The sequence below is a fragment of the Oligoflexus sp. genome, assembly GCF_035638955.1.
Taxonomy (GTDB): domain Bacteria; phylum Bdellovibrionota_B; class Oligoflexia; order Oligoflexales; family Oligoflexaceae; genus Oligoflexus.
This window is the reverse complement of sequence record NZ_DASQYZ010000013.1, coordinates 1-17,191: the sequence shown is the minus strand read 5'-3', so window position 1 is coordinate 17,191 and position 17,191 is coordinate 1. Positions and strand designations below refer to the sequence as shown.

15 protein-coding genes and 1 pseudogene are annotated in these 17,191 nt (G+C 53.3%); 7 read left to right on the top strand and 9 right to left on the bottom strand.

The annotated features are described in order from the left end of the window. Positions 1-76: 76 nt before the first annotated feature. Positions 77-2,155 (top strand): neutral/alkaline ceramidase, encoded by a 2,079-nt coding sequence (locus tag VE954_RS00830; RefSeq protein ID WP_324948651.1) that lies wholly within the window; start codon positions 77-79, stop codon positions 2,153-2,155. Here the strand turns inward: VE954_RS00830 and VE954_RS00825 are convergent. Beyond that, positions 2,086-3,000: a DUF72 domain-containing protein gene (locus tag VE954_RS00825; protein WP_324948649.1), complete on the bottom strand. Its 915-nt coding sequence runs from the start codon at positions 2,998-3,000 to the stop codon at positions 2,086-2,088. The genes VE954_RS00830 and VE954_RS00825 overlap by 70 nt on opposite strands. 9 nt (positions 3,001-3,009) lie before the next feature. Further along, positions 3,010-3,495 (bottom strand): hypothetical protein, encoded by a 486-nt coding sequence (locus VE954_RS00820; protein WP_324948647.1) that lies wholly within the window; start codon positions 3,493-3,495, stop codon positions 3,010-3,012. 195 nt (positions 3,496-3,690) lie between these two features. Here VE954_RS00820 and VE954_RS00815 point away from each other — a divergent pair, with 195 nt between their 5' ends. Further along, on the top strand, positions 3,691-4,647 hold the full coding sequence (locus VE954_RS00815; protein WP_324948645.1) for a hypothetical protein: 957 nt from the start codon (positions 3,691-3,693) through the stop codon (positions 4,645-4,647). A gap of 82 nt (positions 4,648-4,729) precedes the next feature. On the opposite strand, the gene VE954_RS00810 is transcribed toward VE954_RS00815, so the two are convergent. Next, positions 4,730-5,653, bottom strand: coding sequence for a DUF1338 domain-containing protein (locus VE954_RS00810; protein ID WP_324948643.1), 924 nt, complete (start codon positions 5,651-5,653; stop codon positions 4,730-4,732). A gap of 99 nt (positions 5,654-5,752) precedes the next feature. On the opposite strand from VE954_RS00810, the gene VE954_RS00805 reads away from it, so the two are divergent. Continuing rightward, positions 5,753-6,646, top strand: a complete 894-nt coding sequence (locus VE954_RS00805) for a hypothetical protein (RefSeq protein WP_324948641.1) — start codon at positions 5,753-5,755, stop codon at positions 6,644-6,646. A 187-nt stretch (positions 6,647-6,833) separates the two neighbouring features. Here the strand turns inward: VE954_RS00805 and VE954_RS00800 are convergent, their stop codons facing one another. Beyond that, positions 6,834-6,998 (bottom strand): hypothetical protein, encoded by a 165-nt coding sequence (locus tag VE954_RS00800; RefSeq protein WP_324948640.1) that lies wholly within the window; start codon positions 6,996-6,998, stop codon positions 6,834-6,836. A 267-nt stretch (positions 6,999-7,265) separates the two neighbouring features. Then, positions 7,266-8,432, bottom strand: a complete 1,167-nt coding sequence (locus VE954_RS00795; protein ID WP_324948638.1) for a tetratricopeptide repeat protein — start codon at positions 8,430-8,432, stop codon at positions 7,266-7,268. Positions 8,433-8,828: 396 nt separating this feature from the next. Here VE954_RS00795 and VE954_RS00790 point away from each other — a divergent pair, with 396 nt between their 5' ends. Continuing rightward, a complete protein-coding gene (locus VE954_RS00790) occupies positions 8,829-9,644 on the top strand; it encodes a hypothetical protein (RefSeq protein WP_324948636.1) in 816 nt (271 codons plus the stop codon). A gap of 250 nt (positions 9,645-9,894) precedes the next feature. Here the strand turns inward: VE954_RS00790 and VE954_RS00785 are convergent, their stop codons facing one another. Next, positions 9,895-10,242, bottom strand: coding sequence for a hypothetical protein (locus VE954_RS00785; RefSeq protein ID WP_324948634.1), 348 nt, complete (start codon positions 10,240-10,242; stop codon positions 9,895-9,897). A 141-nt stretch (positions 10,243-10,383) separates the two neighbouring features. Further along, entirely contained in the window at positions 10,384-11,946 is a 1,563-nt protein-coding gene (locus VE954_RS00780; protein WP_324948632.1) for an oligopeptide:H+ symporter, read from the bottom strand. A gap of 398 nt (positions 11,947-12,344) precedes the next feature. On the opposite strand from VE954_RS00780, the gene VE954_RS00775 reads away from it, so the two are divergent. Then, positions 12,345-13,376, top strand: a complete 1,032-nt coding sequence (locus VE954_RS00775; protein ID WP_324948630.1) for an esterase/lipase family protein — start codon at positions 12,345-12,347, stop codon at positions 13,374-13,376. After that, positions 13,376-14,413: a lipase secretion chaperone gene (locus VE954_RS00770; RefSeq protein WP_324948628.1), complete on the top strand. Its 1,038-nt coding sequence runs from the start codon at positions 13,376-13,378 to the stop codon at positions 14,411-14,413. The genes VE954_RS00775 and VE954_RS00770 overlap by 1 nt, the downstream gene beginning before the upstream one ends. Here the strand turns inward: VE954_RS00770 and VE954_RS00765 are convergent. Both VE954_RS00765 and VE954_RS00760 read right to left on the bottom strand, forming a co-directional pair. Then, a complete protein-coding gene (locus VE954_RS00765; protein ID WP_324948626.1) occupies positions 14,410-16,314 on the bottom strand; it encodes an adenylate/guanylate cyclase domain-containing protein in 1,905 nt (634 codons plus the stop codon). The genes VE954_RS00770 and VE954_RS00765 overlap by 4 nt on opposite strands. Positions 16,315-16,329: 15 nt before the next feature. Continuing rightward, positions 16,330-16,488 (bottom strand): hypothetical protein, encoded by a 159-nt coding sequence (locus VE954_RS00760; protein WP_324948624.1) that lies wholly within the window; start codon positions 16,486-16,488, stop codon positions 16,330-16,332. Between the two features lie 193 nt (positions 16,489-16,681). Here VE954_RS00760 and VE954_RS00755 point away from each other — a divergent pair. Next, positions 16,682-17,191: pseudogene (locus VE954_RS00755) on the top strand (hypothetical protein); the annotation flags it as partial.

The following is a 17,191-nucleotide window of genomic DNA, read 5'->3' as shown; positions in this document are numbered from 1 at the left end:
TTTACCAATTGGCTTTTCGCGCGTCTCGCCTCATATAGACTAAGCCCATCTGTTTTCAAAACTCGACGGAGGTCTTATGAAACGCGCGCTTATCGCCGTATGCCTGTGTTTGGCTGTGGCCTGTGGCCAGAAATCGCCACCCTCATCCAACCTTCAAGACGTTGCGACAAAAGACTCTTATCTGATTGGGACTGGCATCTACGACATCACCGGTCCAGCTGCCGAGATTGTGATGATGGGTTTTGCGGTCGGAGATCAAAAGACGTCCGGTCTTCATACAAGACTGCGTGCGCGATCGTATATCGTAGGCGACGCGAACAAGCGCGTGGTTTTCGTCAACGCAGACCTGGGCATGATGTTCCAGATGGTGAAACTCAAAGTCGCCGAGCGTGTCGCCCAGAACCCCGAGCTGGCTCCGCATTACAATGAAAAAAATATCCTCCTCTCGGCCACGCACACCCATGGTGGACCAGGCGGTTACTCCGGATATTTTCTTTATGATTTCACGATCAATGGTTTTATCAAAAAACATTTTGAAACCATCGTGAACGGAATTTACCAGTCCATTCTCAATGCGCATAACAATCTGGAACCAGGTAAAATCCTGGTGAACGAAGGCACCCTGGACGGTGTGGGCGGCAATCGAGCTGAGGAGGCTTATCAAAACAATCCGGCCGCCGAACGCGCGCGCTATGCAAGCTCCACCGATCGGACCTTCACCCTGCTGAAGTTTGTAACCAACCGCGGCGAGGAAATCGGCATGGTCAACTGGTTTGCCGTCCATACCGATAGCATTGGGCCGGGCAATCGATTGATCACTGGCGATAACAAAGGGTGGGCCTCCTATCTCTTCGAAAAGGATCAGGGCACCAATTATTTCGCCGCCAAAACCTTTGTTGGCGCCTTTGCGCAATCGAATGGCGGGGATGTCACGCCCAATATAGGCTTTGGCCAGGCGCCTCCGGATGTGACCTTGCAAGGCAACAAAAGTCTCGGCAATGCCGTGAGCAAACAATATCAAAAAGCTCGCGAACTCTACGATGAGGCAACCGAAGAGGTCACAGGGTCCATCGACTATCGTCACGAATGGGTCGACATGCGCAAGCTCCAGGTTGAGGCTGCCCAGACCACCACCTGTGCCGCGGGCATGGGCGCATCCTTTTCCGCCGGGAGCCCTTACGATAATCCCAGTCCGGCTCCCCTCTTTCCCAACGGCACCACGGTGGATAGTCTGGTCTGGAGTGAAAACGCCGGTCAAACGGCTCTGAGTAAACTTTTAGGTGGATTCTTCGCTTTAATCTGGACCGATACGAGCGATCCCAATTACAAACGCTGTCATGCGGAGAAATTGGTGCTCATTCCTACCGGCATCGCGCATGTCAATCGCAATGGCCCGACGATGACGCCGCAAATCATGCCGCTGCAAATCATTAAAATCGGCAGCGTGGCTCTGATTGCCGTGCCCGCGGAAGTCACGACCATGTCCGGCCGCCGCTTCCGTGAAGCTGTGGTGCAGGAGCTGGCCCCGCTTGGTGTGCGTTATGGTGTCATCAGTAGTTTGGCCAACTCCTACGCCTCGTATCTGGCCACGCGCGAGGAATATGCGAAGCAATGGTACGAAGGCGCCGCCACCCTTTTCGGGCCGCATGAACAGTCAGCGTTTCAGCAGGAGTTCGTGAAACTTTCTCGCGCCATCGTTCAGGGCTCCGATGTGGATGCGGGTCCTCGACCCGAAGATATCACCGGCAAATCGGTGGATTTGACCGCCAAGGTTGTTCTCGATGATAAGCCCATCGGCAAAAAATATGGGGACGTCATCACCCAACCTTTGGCGGCGTACACGCGCGGTGAAACCGTGAGCGTCCAGTTCTGGGGCGCGCATCCGAATAATAACTACCGCACGCAGGATACTTTTTTAGTGGTGGAAAAACTGGTCAATGATATTTATCTGCCGGTCCGCTACGATTTCGATCCGGATACCACCTATCGTTGGGAACGCAGTGGCCTTGCCAACTCCAAAATCACCATCACCTGGCATACAGAGGGTGCTGAGCCCGGCACCTATCGTATTCGCCATCAAGGCGATCACAAATCGGGATGGACGGGCGAAATCGCACCGTATGAGGGCCTATCAGCTTCTTTCATCCTGAAGTAAGTCTTTTCATAAAGATACCGCAGAGCAAAATCCACGGTCTGCGGTATCGCTCCATGCCGTTCCTGATGCGCAAAAAAATAAATCTCATCCAGGCCCGCAGCCGCCCAATCGGATAACCGATCCATCCAGGCGCGAACCCTTTGATCATCCTTTTTCGACGGAAAAACGCCCTGAAACCGCACCATGACTTTGGGATGGGTCAAAGCCATATGCACCACATCCCGGCGTCCCGGACTGTCCGTGATCACCGTGGCGATATTGGATTTGAACAGGAGGTTAATCACCGGATCCGGCAGCATATGATCGCGAAACCAATCCGGATGGCGAAATTCAATGGCCAGTGGGTAAGCATTCCCCCACTCTTCGATAAAGGCCTTCAAGGCTGGAAAATGCGTGGGTCCAAACCAATCGGGCAGCTGCATGAACGACAGTCCCAAACGATCATCAAAACCCTCACACATGCGTTTATACTGCTGGAGGAGTTCCCGATCCAGGGACTGGTGCATCTTGTGGGAAATGTCCTGGGGAATCTTGGGACAGAACGAGAAACCTGGGGGCACTTGATTCACCCAGCCTTCCACCTGATGCGCCTGCGGCAGATGATAAAAGCTGCCGTTGTATTCCACGCAGTTATAATGCTGTGCATAAGCCGAGAGATATTCCGAAGGTCGAGCCGTTTCTGGATAGACCGTGCCAATCCATTCCTTACAAACCCAAACCGGAGCGCCGCAGCGGATCAGCCCTCGCCCCTCGTGGTTGAGCTTTAAAAAACCCAAAGTGCGCGGCCGGGGATCTGGAAGGGCCAAATCCAAGCCGCGATCATCCTGAACGCGACCAAAATGCATAAAAATGTCTCACAGACGGAAGCGCACATGAGCCAGGAACGTGTCCTTGATCAGGCCCTTGTACTCGCCCATCCAGCTATAAAGTTTGGTGTTCTCGATACCCAGACCAATATAGGGATCGATGTCAGCCGTCAGACCGTACGAAAGAGTCGGTCCAAACAGAAGTTCAGTATCAAACAGATTGTGATGGATCAATCCAAAGCCAGGCGCCAGGAAATAATCAAAGATCCCGGCTTTCACATGACCACGGGCTGAGGCACCCAAAGCGAAGATCGCGGGCGCGCCTTTATCCTCGTCCTTCGAATAAAGACGCACATAGCCGCCGTAACTTTCCGTGGCGGTATCATTCACCAAAAAATCTCCGCCCAAAGCCAGCCCACCTTCATCGATGCCTGCATGGATCACAACCTGCTTAGGTGTTCCAGCTGGAGCAGGAACAGCCAGCGACTGTGTGGCAAGGGTTACCGTAGCAAGCAAGGCAGCAAAAAGTTTCATAGAGGCTCCTCAATGCAAGTGATGGTCGCGGAATGGAGGGAATTCCCTGTTTCCAACCTGTAGGTACATCGAAAGGGACGTGGGATGCAAGTCCTCACAACAAACTCCGAGCCAACTGGACCTGGATGCAGCGAATTGGTTATGATGGATGTCAGTGCTTCCAGCCCCTGCTGTTTGTTGAAGGAGACAGAATATATGCTGCGGTCCCTTTCCTCGTGCCTGGCTCTGATCGCTTTATGGGCAGTCCCTCTTGCCGCAGCGGACCGTGAGACATTGATCCAGGACTATAAGAAGGTCCTGGAGAAATTCAGCGCCCGCTCGTCCTACATTGGCCAAGGCAATCCCAAGACCACACACCATCCCCTGACCACCGAGCAGTGCCTCGACAAGGCGAAAAAAGCCGGCGTCACTTTCGAAAACCCGCAGTTCGAAAAAATCTGTGGTGCCCCTTACATGGCTCCCCTTTATAATCCGACCAAGGAGAAACCGGAAGATGCTAAAGTTTGCATCGACCAGTTTGAATTCCCCAACGTACCCTGTGAATATCCTGTGGTCTGGACCCGCGCTGTGGAAGCCGCCGACATCTGCACATCCATTGGCAAACGCATGTGCGACGCTCATGAATGGGAAGGTGCCTGCGCCGGTTCGCTGGAAGAGCCGGATTACGCGTTTGATACCTTCAAGGATGCGTCGGCCGAAAATAAGATCCGGCAGCGCCGTCTGGCTCACAACCGGGTGGCGGATAAAAACGCTGTCTATTCCTATGGCAAGGAACGTAAGAAGGGCATCTGTGGCATGAACTCCATCAAGGACGACGGTTGCAATGGTGGAGACTGGAAGCGCTGTGGTTCCAACACCTATCCCGTGGGCTCATTCACGGATTGCAAGAGTGCCCTTGAAGTCTTCGATCTGCACGGCAACGCCGCGGAGCATATGAATCTGCCGACCAAAGTCGAAGAGATGGCGAGCAAAGGCAGCAAGGATTTAGGTTACACGGAGATGAAGGGCAGTTGGTTTATCTGGGATAAATACCAGGCGCATGCGGATCACTGCCGTTGGCGCGCCCCTTACTGGCACGGCACGCGCGTCAGACACCCGGATAGTCACGCGAACTATCATCTCAGCTTCCGTTGTTGCAAGGATGTGAAGTAGGATTCGTCGAAACATTCAAGCTGGAAACAAGCTTGGGTCGCAATGGTAAGGCCTCGGTGGAATAAACCGAGGCCTTTTTGTATTATTTTTTGAAAGTTGATTCGAAGATCTTGTCGGCATTTGACGTCACGAAGCCCTGATAATAGGACTGCCACAGACCGTCATGTTTTTTATCCGACATGGGATAGCGGTAAGCGAACTCCACGAAGCCGTATGGTACTTTTTCTACACCCTCCTGGAATGCGTAATCGATATCCACAGCCATGGTGGAAATCTGCTCCAGCAAAAGGTCGGATGTGCCCTTCACCACGCCACCGGAATGATTCATCGGCACCTTCAAATCCTTCTCCAGGAAGTCCGCGACGGCCCTGATGCCCTGGAACGATTTCAAAAGATGCACGCTCACCGTAAAGTGATTGATCTGATGACCGAAGAGCATGGTCCACGATGCGTATTCACTTTCTTTCTTCAGGACTTCATAGTCCCGCAGGCTCGGACGGCTCCACGAAGGAAAGGTGGTGAGCAGTGTCACGCATTCGCGCGTCATCTGCTCAATGGCCAGTTGATTACCGCCCCTCACCTGATCGCGCAGCTGCTGGATGCGGCGCAGAGGTGAGGCTGTGACCTGGGAACCCAGACGGCGAATCACTTCCTGAAAGTCCGATGAAAATTTGGTCGGAATTAATTCCGACACAAAAATCTTGGGCGAAGCGTCTCGCGTGTGACCTTGCACATCGGGTGGGCAGAGCCAGAACGCTTTTAATTGTTTGGCCTCAAAGAAATAGTCATCCTTGCGCGAGTAGCCCAAGGCTTCAAAAACACCCTGCAGAATATGGGCGCCGGTAAATTCACCGGGCAGTGTGCGATAGGCGACATGATCTTCGGTCCAATCTTCCCCGCGATCCTTGAAAGCCTGGTTCAGCTTGGGTACGATAGGAACCAGTTGACTATAATGAGCCCAAAGTCTTTTAAAGACCTCGCGTCGGCATTGATCGATTAACTCCACCCGAACCCTCCTTTCGGTTTTTATGCAGCGATCACCATAGCATGGACCGCTGGCTCATGTTAAGATGCAAGCCATGTCCTGGAGAGAAACCCAGACCCTATGACCTACCAAAGTTTGAAAGAAACGATCTACGAGGCCGGCGGACCTGCCCGGGTGCTTTTGATATCACCGCATGGTGCCGACGCCAAGGATTTCCTGGACGCCTTTCCGGCGATCGCAGCCGATCCGCAAATGCAATCCGTTTGGCCGCTTTTTGAAACCTATTTAGCTATTGAGCGTGATGTCGGGTCCGACGAGCTGACCCATGCCATAGCTCATAACCTGGCGCGACGTTACGATGTGCCGTGCCATGTCGTGTGCATGAACTATCCGCGGGCTATCATTGACGGGGGTCGGTTGATGGACCACTGTCTGCGGTCCTGCCTGCCTACCGCACTTTTTGTCCAGCTGAGGGATCAGTTTCTGGAGCTGCACCGGAATACACTCCAGCGCGCCGAGCAACTTTATGCGGACCTAAGATCCGACCGGTTTCGATATTTGATTGATGTGCACACGATGGCCAGTTTCTGTCCGATCGATGCCAAGGGGTCGCGTTATATTCTGCCGGTTTCGTTTCCGCGCCTTGAGGACTATGTGAATCAATTTGTTGAGGCTCGCGATCATAGTTACCGTCGCAGCGTGGATTTGATTACGGCGGACGATCACGGGCAACGCCTGGCGGATTCACGATTGATTGCAGAATTTCAACACGCGCTGCGGGCGCAAGGTTATCCGCAGCTGGAAAATATCCCTTATTGCGCGTCGACCGCCTACCTCAGCCATCAGCATATGAAGAGTGTACCGGCCATCTCCATTGATGTTCCGAAACATCTCGTGTCCAGTTGGTCGAATGATTTCACCGATTATCAGTTGGATGACGTGCCGCTGTCGGCTGATAAAATTGAACAGCTGGCGCGTTGTCTGGCAGGTGCCGTTCATAGGGCTATGGATTAAATGCAGCTGGCGCGTTGTCTGGCAGGTGCCGTTCATAAGACTATGGGATTAAATGCAGCTGGCGCGTTGCCTGGCAGGTGCCATTCACAAGGCCACGGTCTAAAAAACTGAAGGGACTGACGACAGTCAGCCCCTTCCACCATGCAAGCTTAGGCTTTCCCAGGTTTGGGAATAAGAGAGTCTGGGATCATACTATGGCATCAGCTTCCGAATGCTCGGCGCCGTTGTCATCCTCGTTATCATCTGCTGGCGCAACCGCCTCAGCAGCCCGATGTTGGACTCGATTCGCAGGGTTATACAGGGTATCGTTGTCCCGGCTGGGCAATCCTACAATGTATCGTCCAAATCGCATGGGCCGCCTCTAGGTTATTGTGTGCAGTAAAATCTATAATTCCTTTATCGGCAGAATTAATTGGGAATTGACTGAGCGGCTTATGCGCTGGGATTAACTGGTATTTTAAGGTAATAATTCAAATCCCGGGCGCAGAAAGCATGTGCAGAAAAGTCATCTTTAGGCCATTTGAGGGAGCCTCATCCCACGCCGGGACGCAAACGTTAAAGAGCGCCGGACCGCATGGTACCGACGCTCTGGAATGGATAAGGTTGTCATGGAACCGGATTATGCGCCCAGGGGCTCCAAACGAGCCAGGGCTTGCTGAGCTTTGATGAAATCGGGCTTACGGGCCAGCGCCATCTGAAAGTACTGGGCCGCCTGTCCCGAAGCCCGGCGCTTGGCATGGGCAAGGCCCAGGTTATAGTAGATAGCGTGGGCAAATTCACTTTCGTGCACCTCGCCCAAACACTGCTCGTACATGCGAATCGCACCGTCCAGATCCTTTTCCTTGGATAGACGCACACCTTCGTTATTCAGGAACTGCACAAGTTCAGCATCACTATGGCTCTTGCGCAGATGGCGACAGGCGTCCAGCACGCGACCCTCGGCCATCGCAACCTTGGCGAGAACATCCGCCGCGATGCGATCTTTCTCATCCAACTGCTTGAGGTGCAGCATGGTGAGTCGGGCCTTATCGTGATTGCCGACTTCATAGCTGGCCTGCCCCGAATCCGCGAGCAGCTGCAGATTCAAAGGATTGCGCGGGAGCAGGTCATCGAGCATGGAAGCCGCTTCCTTGAAATTACTGTCATACATGTGCGAGACCGCCATGCGATGGGTGGCGGGTAAAAATCCTGGATTCACCTTTAACGCCGCGGTGAAAAACTTGCGAGCCTCGGCGGTTTTCTTTTCTTTCAGAGCGATCTCGCCCAGCAAGGTCAGAATCCGTTCCTGATAGCCATGCGAGCGGAACAGGCTGAGACAAAGTTCGCGAGCCATGGTCAAAAGCCCGGAATGATAGGCTCCCCTGGCACTGCGCATGGTGATTTCAAAGGGACTCAACTCCGCTTCTGCCCGCAGAATGGCCTCGAGTCGATTGGCAATTCGATCGGCGGTGAAGGGTTTGGGTAGAACATAGCGAATATCGTATTCCTCAAAGAGAGGCTTCATGGCCTCGGTAATCGAATCCACCAGCAAAAGATAGCTTTCGGATCCATAGTGCCCGCTGGCCCTTATTCTTTGCATCAGACTCAACCCGGAAAGGCCGGTGGTCTCCTGCCGCAGGATAAAGAGATGGAAAGGGTTCTTGGGATCCTGTTTCATGATCTCGCGGCTATCCAGCATCACTCGGATCTGCTCGATCCCAAACGATCGCAGGATATGAAAGAGGATATCCCCTTCCTCCTTGGTACTCGCAACGACGGCGACCCTCTTCTCTCGATACTGTTGCATGCCCGGACTCCTTACCCTAAATAAGAAACTTTCAACAACAAAACGTCCTCTATCAAGCTCTGAAATAGGGCTGACGTAATCTTTGGCAAACATCGGGGGGGAGGTACTCTATTGCTACGAATCTTATCGCTCAAATGGACAGGTGGCTTGAGATAAGCTCTGCGGACGCGAAAACGCCTATCATACCCGGCAGTGAGCCGAGCGTTTTGCGAACGTTTTCTCGTGTAAGATTCCCGCGGTGTATTTCATCCTCGTGGCTTTCTGCTGTGACGGCAGAGTCGCGGTTCATCAGCGTTAAAATCCCCACTCTTTACAGTCGGGTAAGATTATTTTCAGTCAAGATTTTGCCACCGAATGCCGATAATGGTTCGATTCGCCACTCTTGGGGGGACAAAAATGCGACGGAACTTCACGAAGATCACAGGACTTTTTTTCAGCATCGCGGTGCTGTTTGGGGCCAATTTGCAGGCGGAGGCCGGATCCCTGGAGGAAAAATTCCGGCCTGAATCAAAAATGGACGCTGACGCTGACCTGGATCTGACCAGCGACAATATTCTGCAAAATGGCGAGCTGACCGCCTCACGCGCGTCTGACAGCGCCGTGGACCGTGCGTTCGGCAAATTGGATAAGCGCCGGGCTAAAAATCAGAAATATAAATACTGGTACCTCCTGCCCCTGGGCATCCCCCAATTTACTGAGGGTTACCGCGGTATCGGCTCCGCGTTTGCTGTGGGTCAGGTGGGTTCCTTGGCTCTCTATTATGATCGCATGAAAAAAGTGGATGCCGGCAACGCTGCAGCCACGGATGCGACCCGTAACCTGACGCCCGCGCAGGCCGCGCAGAATCCTTTCATTGTGAATTTTTTGAACCAGAATGAAAAGAGTGTGAAGGATGCCCAGAAAGAGCAGAAGCTTTTCCTGTTCACCTTTATCGGTCTCTATGGATTAAGCGTCTATGAGGCTCTTTATGATCCTCTGGATATGCGTAAAGTCGATGCCCTGCGTAAAAAGCGCAAGGACCGCGACCGCGACCGCGATCGTGACAGCGATCGGGATCGCGACCGTGATGACGACTCTCGCGACCGCAATGATGAGGACGATGAGGACGAAGCTCTGAACGACCGTCGCAGTCGCTCGCGTTTCAGCTTCATGGTCCTGCCTTCGGACAAGCGTTACGAAGTGGCCTTGGGCTGGCAGACAACACTGCCCTGATCGGCTACCCACTTCCGCATTCGCATCACCCCCTGCAAGGCCCCCCCTTGCGGGGGTTGTGCGTTTGGGCTGATCAGCACCCAACTTCCGCATGCGCATCACCCCCTGCAAGGCCCCCTTGCGGGGGTTGTCCGTTGGGGCAAGGCCCCCTTGCGGGGTTTGGGCTGATAACCCCTGCGGCAAGGCCCCAAATAAGAAACCCGACCATCCCCTGGGGACGTCGGGCTCACAATCTCAAAGTTGGTTGAATTTATTTCAGTGCTGCTTCCAAAGCCGTAACATCCGTTCCGGTTGGAAAGGGCGTGACCGTTGCATGGGAAGGAATCGTAGCTGAAGCTGTAATCCGGGCTGCCGTCGCAGCTTTTTTCGCGGACGTAGCAATCGCTCCATGACAGGCTGCGCACTTGGCCGTATAGACCGTGGTCCCTTGGGCTTTCAAAGCTGTGGCATCACCAGTTCCAGCTGCCGGAGTCCCCCCAGTAGCGGGAGCAGCAGCCCCAGCGGCCATGCTCTTTTTATAGCTGGTGGCAACCGGTTCGGAATCACCGCACGCTGTGAGCATGAAAAGACTAATGGCAAACAGTCCAACTTTGATCATGGTTTATACCTTCGCATAGATGTTTCTCTAAAATAAAAAGAACCCCGGTCCCGTCGTCTTAGATCGGCAGGAACCGGGGCAAAGTTTAGAAAAACTTTAATGCTATGTAATATCCACAGGTTGGAACCCTATTTTAAGGCCTCAAGCCTTCAAATAGTTATCCGCAACCGGGTACCGCCGGGCATAAAGGCCAAAGGCGGCCGCAGCCACAAAGGCAAAGCCAGCGAAGAAGAACATCTGGAACGCCGTCACGCTCACCCCGCCTGAACTCACGGCCTGGGTCACGCTTTCCGATTTCACACCCGCGTTCACGAGCAGCACCCAAAGACTGCCGATGGTTACGGACAGACTCCAAAAACTCATGATCACACCCTTCAAACGCACCGGCGCCTGGCTATACGCAAACTCCAAACCCGTGGCCGATACAAAGACCTCGGCCAGAGTCAGGACAATATAGGGCAGGACCTGCCAAAGGATGGAGAGCTGGGCTCCGTTATCGATGGCCAGCTGAAACGCCCCGACGATAACCCAGGAAATCCCTGACAATGCGATACCGAAGGTCATGCGGCGCAAGGCTGAAAAGACAATGCCGCGACGAGCCAGGAACGGATACAGCACGAGGTTATTGAAAGGAATCAAGAGAACCACCAGCAATGGGTTCAGCGCCTGCATCTGCGAGGGGTTGGTCAACCACGACCAACCAGGAAGTTCCATCACCCGCGCCTGCAGAATCCAGGTGGAAGCCTTCTGATCAAAGAGGGACCAGAACGGTGTCACAAGTCCAAAAATCACCAGCACCCGCAGGACCGCCCGCACACCCTCAACAGCCTCAGCCGGGTGCATCGATCGAGCCTGATCCAATTGCAGCCAGGCCCCCACCCCACCAAAGAGCATCACCAGGACCAAAGCCAAACATACAGCAGCCACGACACCCAACATCGGCCAGCACAGGACGGCAACGACGGCCAGCAGAATACCAACAAAAGCCAGGACCGTTCCAGTCCGACGACCCTGCGAACGGAAGAGCGCACTATAGACAACTCGCATAAAGGAATTCGGATCCGCGGGCGCCGGAGGCGTCACGCGATACTGTTTCCGTCCCAGCCAGAACACCAACGTAGCCAAAGCCATCAGCACACCGGGAATACCAAAGGCCCAGCCAGCCCCATACCGATCCAGAATCAAAGGAATCAGGAGCGAAGCAAAGAAGGACCCGAAGTTGATACTCCAGTAAAAGATATCAAAGACCACCCGCGCCTGAGTCTTATTACTTTGATCGAATTGATCACCCACAAAGGACGATACGCAGGGTTTAATACCACCTGACCCCAGAGCGATGAGAAAGAGTCCAAAATAAAAACCAGGTCGCTGACTTTCAAAGAGCGCCAGACAGAGATGACCCACGCAGTAAAGAAGGCTCAACCAAAAGATCGTGCGATACTTGCCCAGGAAGCGGTCCGCGAGCCAGCCCCCCAGCAAGGGGAAAAAATAAACGCCCATGACAAAGATATGAAAAATTTCCTTGGCCGCGGCTTCACGTTCTGATGCCACCACATCAACCAAAAGATGGCTGACTAAAAATGCGGTCAGAATATTACGCATGCCATAAAAGGAAAAGCGTTCGCACGCTTCGTTCCCGATGATGTAAGGGATCTGCGGCGGAAACCCACCGGCTTTCTTGGTCGTCTGAGTGGCGGCGGACATGAAAACTCCCGGCTTGATGGAAAGTAAAAAGCTTTTTATCCGCCCTACGGTGAAAAGACAACCATTCTGCGACTCACAAAATTTCCTACCATTCGGAATGCACGATCAGCCTGAGTATTCGGCCTTATTATGGCGAACGATTGTCACCTCCTATTTTCATATGTCGCGGTGAAATCCCCAAGAGGCGCGAATTTGTCAGCCATCGCAGCCAGTTTTTTTGTCATGCACTTTTGCATGCCGGCCGCAAAATCAGGCCCAAAACGCCTCACCCGCCTTTCTGAAAAAATCTGCAAAGGTGCGAAACGAAATTGCAAACCCTTAGGTCTTGCAATAGAACAAATTCAGCACTTCTACTAATGGGAACCGGAATCAAAATAAGCCTAACTAAGGGGGATCATATGTCAGGCCTATCCGCATCCGCGTTCGGTACAAGATTGTGGTTCAAGATTCTGCTTTGTAGTTTTTTCGGAGCTGCCATCACGCCTCTCGCCCAGGCTGATAGCGCTACTTACGCCAAAACTCGTTATCCAATTGTTATGGTTCCCGGTGCCTTCGCCTTTGATAATGTCCTCGGCGTTGTCGATTATTGGTACGGCATCACCGACGAGATGCGGAGCCAGGGTGCGGAAGTCTACGTCACGAAGCTGAGCAGTTCAGCCTCCAACATCCGTCGGGGTGAGGAGTTGCTGGAAGACATTCGACAGATTCGTGCGCTGACCGGTGCCAGTCGCGTCAACCTTATCGCGCATAGTCAGGGCGGTCCGGCCGCACGCTATGTCGCCAGTTTGAAACCGGAATGGGTTGAATCCGTCAATTGTGTGACCTGCATGAACGAGGGCACCGAGTTCGCCGACAACCTCTACGATTTTCTAAACCGCCATCAATTCCTGAAATGGATTGCCAACGTTGCCCTGTCTTCGGTTTTCTCGGCTCTGGATATTTTTTCGACCGGCCCTTCGGACGGTTCCTATAATAGTGCGTATCGCGGTGTCCAGATCGCGGAGGACCTCGTTAAAGCCGCCGGCACCCGATCGCTGGATGAATTCAATCGCCGCTTTCCTGAAGCCCTTTCTGAAATGAACTGTGAGCTGCAGGAAAAGGGCAAACTCTATAAAGGCATCAGCGGCCCTGCCAAGGTCAACGATGTGTCCTATTTTTCCTGGGGTGGCGTGGATGTCGTGACCAATCGCGTGGATCCTCTGGATTCCATCCTGGTCCCGGTTGTCAAAATGTTCTTCCCCAGCAATGTTCGCATCTGGGACGGCCTGGTCCGCAGCTGCGGTCATCCTCTCGGAAAATTGACGGAAGGCTTCTATCCTTTGAATCACTTTGATGCCATCAACCAGGCTTTTGGTTTGGTGCGAAGCGGGATCGATATCCCAACGCTCTATACGCAAAACGCCAATCGACTGCAGAAGGCAGGTCACTGATGAAGCGTCAGTCGATCGCTCGTGGGCTGATCGGCGGCATCATTCTGGTGATCGGGCTTATACTGGTTCTCCCATACCGACAGCCGGAATCTGCCGCGACCGAGATGCATGCCGTGCCGGCCACTGCTTCCGGCCCGGGCCACAACCTGACGAACCCGGACGCGCCTCACAAGGCTCCGGACGCGTCCACTCCGGATCCTCGCGTTGAGCCCCATCCTTCCCTGGCGGGCACTGATGTGAATGGAGGTATTCGCGTCGATCAGAATGGGCGTGTGGTTCTGCATCGCGATGTTCGCCGTATGTTTGATTATTATCTGAGCCTGCGTGGCCGTATGGAAAACGATGCGATTCGGGCCCTGCTGCGCCAGCACCTGGAAGCCTCCGAATCCCGAGACGTCGTCAATCAGGCTTTGGCTCTTTTTGACAAGTATGTGGCGCTGATCGATGCCGAAATCAGGTTAGCGGATGAATGGACCCAACGCGATCTGAAGGCCAGCGCTCAGGTGGCCACAGTTCTGGAAGAACGCCGGAATTTGCGCAGAACCCATTTAGGTGATGATCTGGCCGAGGCTTTTTTCGAGGAGCAGGAAAGCTACGAGGACTACCAGCTCGAACGCATGAAAATTGGCACAGACCCGAACCTGAGTGAAGCCGAAAAAGCGGAGGCTTTGGCTGCTGCCGAAAATCGCCTGACCCCTCAGCAACAGGAGATCCGCAAGCAGACGTTTGCGTGGCTCGATATCAAACAACTCGCGCGCCAGCCGATCGAATCGCTGAATGTCGAAAGCGCAGATGCGATTCGGCAAAGATTCGGTGAAAACGCCCTCGATCGGCTGGCCGCAGTCGAGCAGGAACGAAAAACCTGGGAGCAAAAACGCCAGGCGTATCGGGATGAGAAAGCCCGTCTGGAGGCTCGCACTGATCTGTCCGATGACGAGAAAAAAGCCAGCCTTCTGGACTATGTCCAGGCTCATTTGGATGACAGTGAGTGGCGTCGCATGCAGGCGCTCGATAGTGTTGAGGGCGAATTGGATTAGGCCGCGTGCTCATTGCGGGATTGGGTGGCTGCCGGAGCCTGATATTCATAAAGGTCCAGCATCTGACTGACGCCGCGCAAGGCCGTGGGCCCCAGTGGAACCAAAGGCACATGCATGAGATATTGGGCCATCTCTGCGCTGAGCGTGATGGTATTGGGCCTTGCCTTCGCTTCAATGCGTGCGGCTATATTCACATTCAAACCAATGGCGGTGTAGTCGCTTCGTTTTTGACTGCCAAAGGATCCTACGATAGCCGTTCCTTGATGCATGCCGACCCGGATGGCGAACTCAATCCCCAGATCCTGTTTCCAATGTTGATTCAGTCGTTCCACACAGCTCAGAATCGCCAGTGCACATTGGAAAGCCTTTTTAGCCTGGGTCGCGGGATCTTCCGCCAGCGGCACTCCAAACAGAACCATGACGGCATCGCCGATGAATTTGTCGATCGTGCCACCGGCGGCAAAAATTTCTTCGGTGACTTCCTTGAAGAATTCATTCAGCACCAGGGCAATCTTCGGCGCGCCGAGACGTTCCGAGGAATGTGTGAAATCCACAAGGTCACAGAATAAAACGGTGATGACCGATTCCTGCGCTGGCTGATCGAACGGCGTATTGCCTGCCACCACCTGTTGAATGATTTGCGGTGGGAAAAATCGCTGCAGAACTGTTTCATGAATATGCTGCTGCAGACTATGGATTTTATCACGTTGCCTTTTAAGCCCCATCAGGCCGACCACCAGGACCACGATTAAAACCAAGGCCGACACCAGGACAATGCTCTTATAAAACGACGTCTGCTTTTCCTGCTGATTTTCCAGGCTCAGGATCCTGGCCTTTTCTTCTTCCACAACGAGGCCCATATCCACCTTGAGTTTATTAAATTCACCTTTGGCCTTTTCTTCCATGATCTTCATCTTATGGTCATGGAGTTGCTTGAGCAGTTTGTACGCGGGTTCGTAGCGGCCCATGGATTCAAGCAGGTTTAATTTTTTCAGCCGTATATCTTCGACATAAACATCCACATCTTTGCCGGCATAGCTCTCGGCCTTCTCAATGGCCTGCAAGGCTTCCTCGACCTTGCCATGAGCCTGCCTGATCTCGGCGAGCTGGGCATAAGCATGCAGGAGCCACATGGGATTGGTCTTTTCAAAGATGGGAATGGCCTTCATGATTTTCGTTTCGGCCTTGTCATACTGTGTATTACGGTAATCAATCGTAGCCAGGGCCAGGGTTGCTGGCCCAAAGGTCGCCGTATCCTCCAGCTCCAGAGCCAGAGCTTCCACTTTTTCGAAGTGCGATTTCGCCTCATCCCGCACAGCTGGATTGCTTTCATCCAGTAAAAGGGCCCCCAGGTTATAACGGGCGATCATTTGATAGCGGCGCAGCTTATTCTTCTCGAAATACCGAATCGCATTGTAAAAAATCTCCCGAGGTCCTTGGCTACCCAGACGTAATTCCGGCGTTGACATGGCAAATTCCACCAGCGCGATGTGCCGATCAAAGGGCTCAGCCACGCGGTTTCTTTCCAGGACTGTTTTGGCCTTGGCAAAATAGCTCAAAGCGTCCGTGCTGCGATTCACCTGCTGCAGGACTTGTCCATACAGCAGATAGACCCGCAGTAGAAAATCATCATTATCCATCGCAATAGCGGATTGAACCTGAGCCTCGATTTCAGGCCAGACCTGATCAAAGTTACCAGCCCTGATATGAAGTTTAACGCGAGTGTCCTTGAGATAGAAAATTTCAGGCTTGAAGTCAAAGCGTTCCAACCCTGCAAGAATGATTTCCACATCCTTCAAACTGCAACGTTCGACGGCCGCATCCATACGCAGAAAACAATCAATGGCCCGCCATCGATAGTCCTGGGCCGAATCCGCTTCCACCTTCGTGCGTTGCCGCATGGCCTGAAATTCGCGCTAGGCGGCTTTCGGATGGTCACCCACACGATACTTCCAATCGACCAAGGTGCGATCTTCAGCGCGTTGACCCTGGGCGGCGGCGACGGGGATAAATCCATAACTCATGCCCAGCATGAAGAAAAGTAACCCAATCCGTATGAATGAAAAACTCAGCAAAGTGGCAACCTCCAGGCCCCTTATCGCCCACCTTGGACAATGATTGAGCCTGAAGAATCCGACCCTGCGGAAATTATGGATATTTCCGGGATTTTTAGTCATGCCCGCATATGGTCACCAAACTTATGATGCTGGATCTCGCCACCAGTAACCTGGCTCAATATGGTTTCACGATGTCGGCGGACATCACCTGGTGCGCGGCAAGTTTCCCAACATGGCAACCGATCCCTTTGAATCCCGACTGGCTCTGGGATTCCTGGCTGCTAAAAACGGTCTTTCCAATGCCATTTCCGTTGGCCCCAGCAACAGTCCCTTGATCACCGCTGCCGGTTCACCCAACGCGCCGATCGCCTTCGATTGGCCGCATGTGGATCACCGCGGCGCACAAAATTCGATCAAACGTTCGGCGTACTCAAGCCATAAGCTTTCCCGAGTCGACGAGGAAGCAGAAAGCTTTGGCTGGAGGTCAGAGGACCTGGCTATCTCCCATCATCGGAGATTCCTTGTTTTCCTCTTGCCAAATGCTTCTGGCATCCATACATTTGTTTGGCTGGAGGGTATGTTGGCAAGGTCCACAACGAAAACCTTTGTGTTCGAGACGGAGATTGTTTCATCTCCGGATGACTTTCGTTCGCTTCGGCAGTCCGAGGAGCATGGAAGGAAGCTCTACAACGCGGTGCTGGGAAAACTGCTCAGCAGCCTG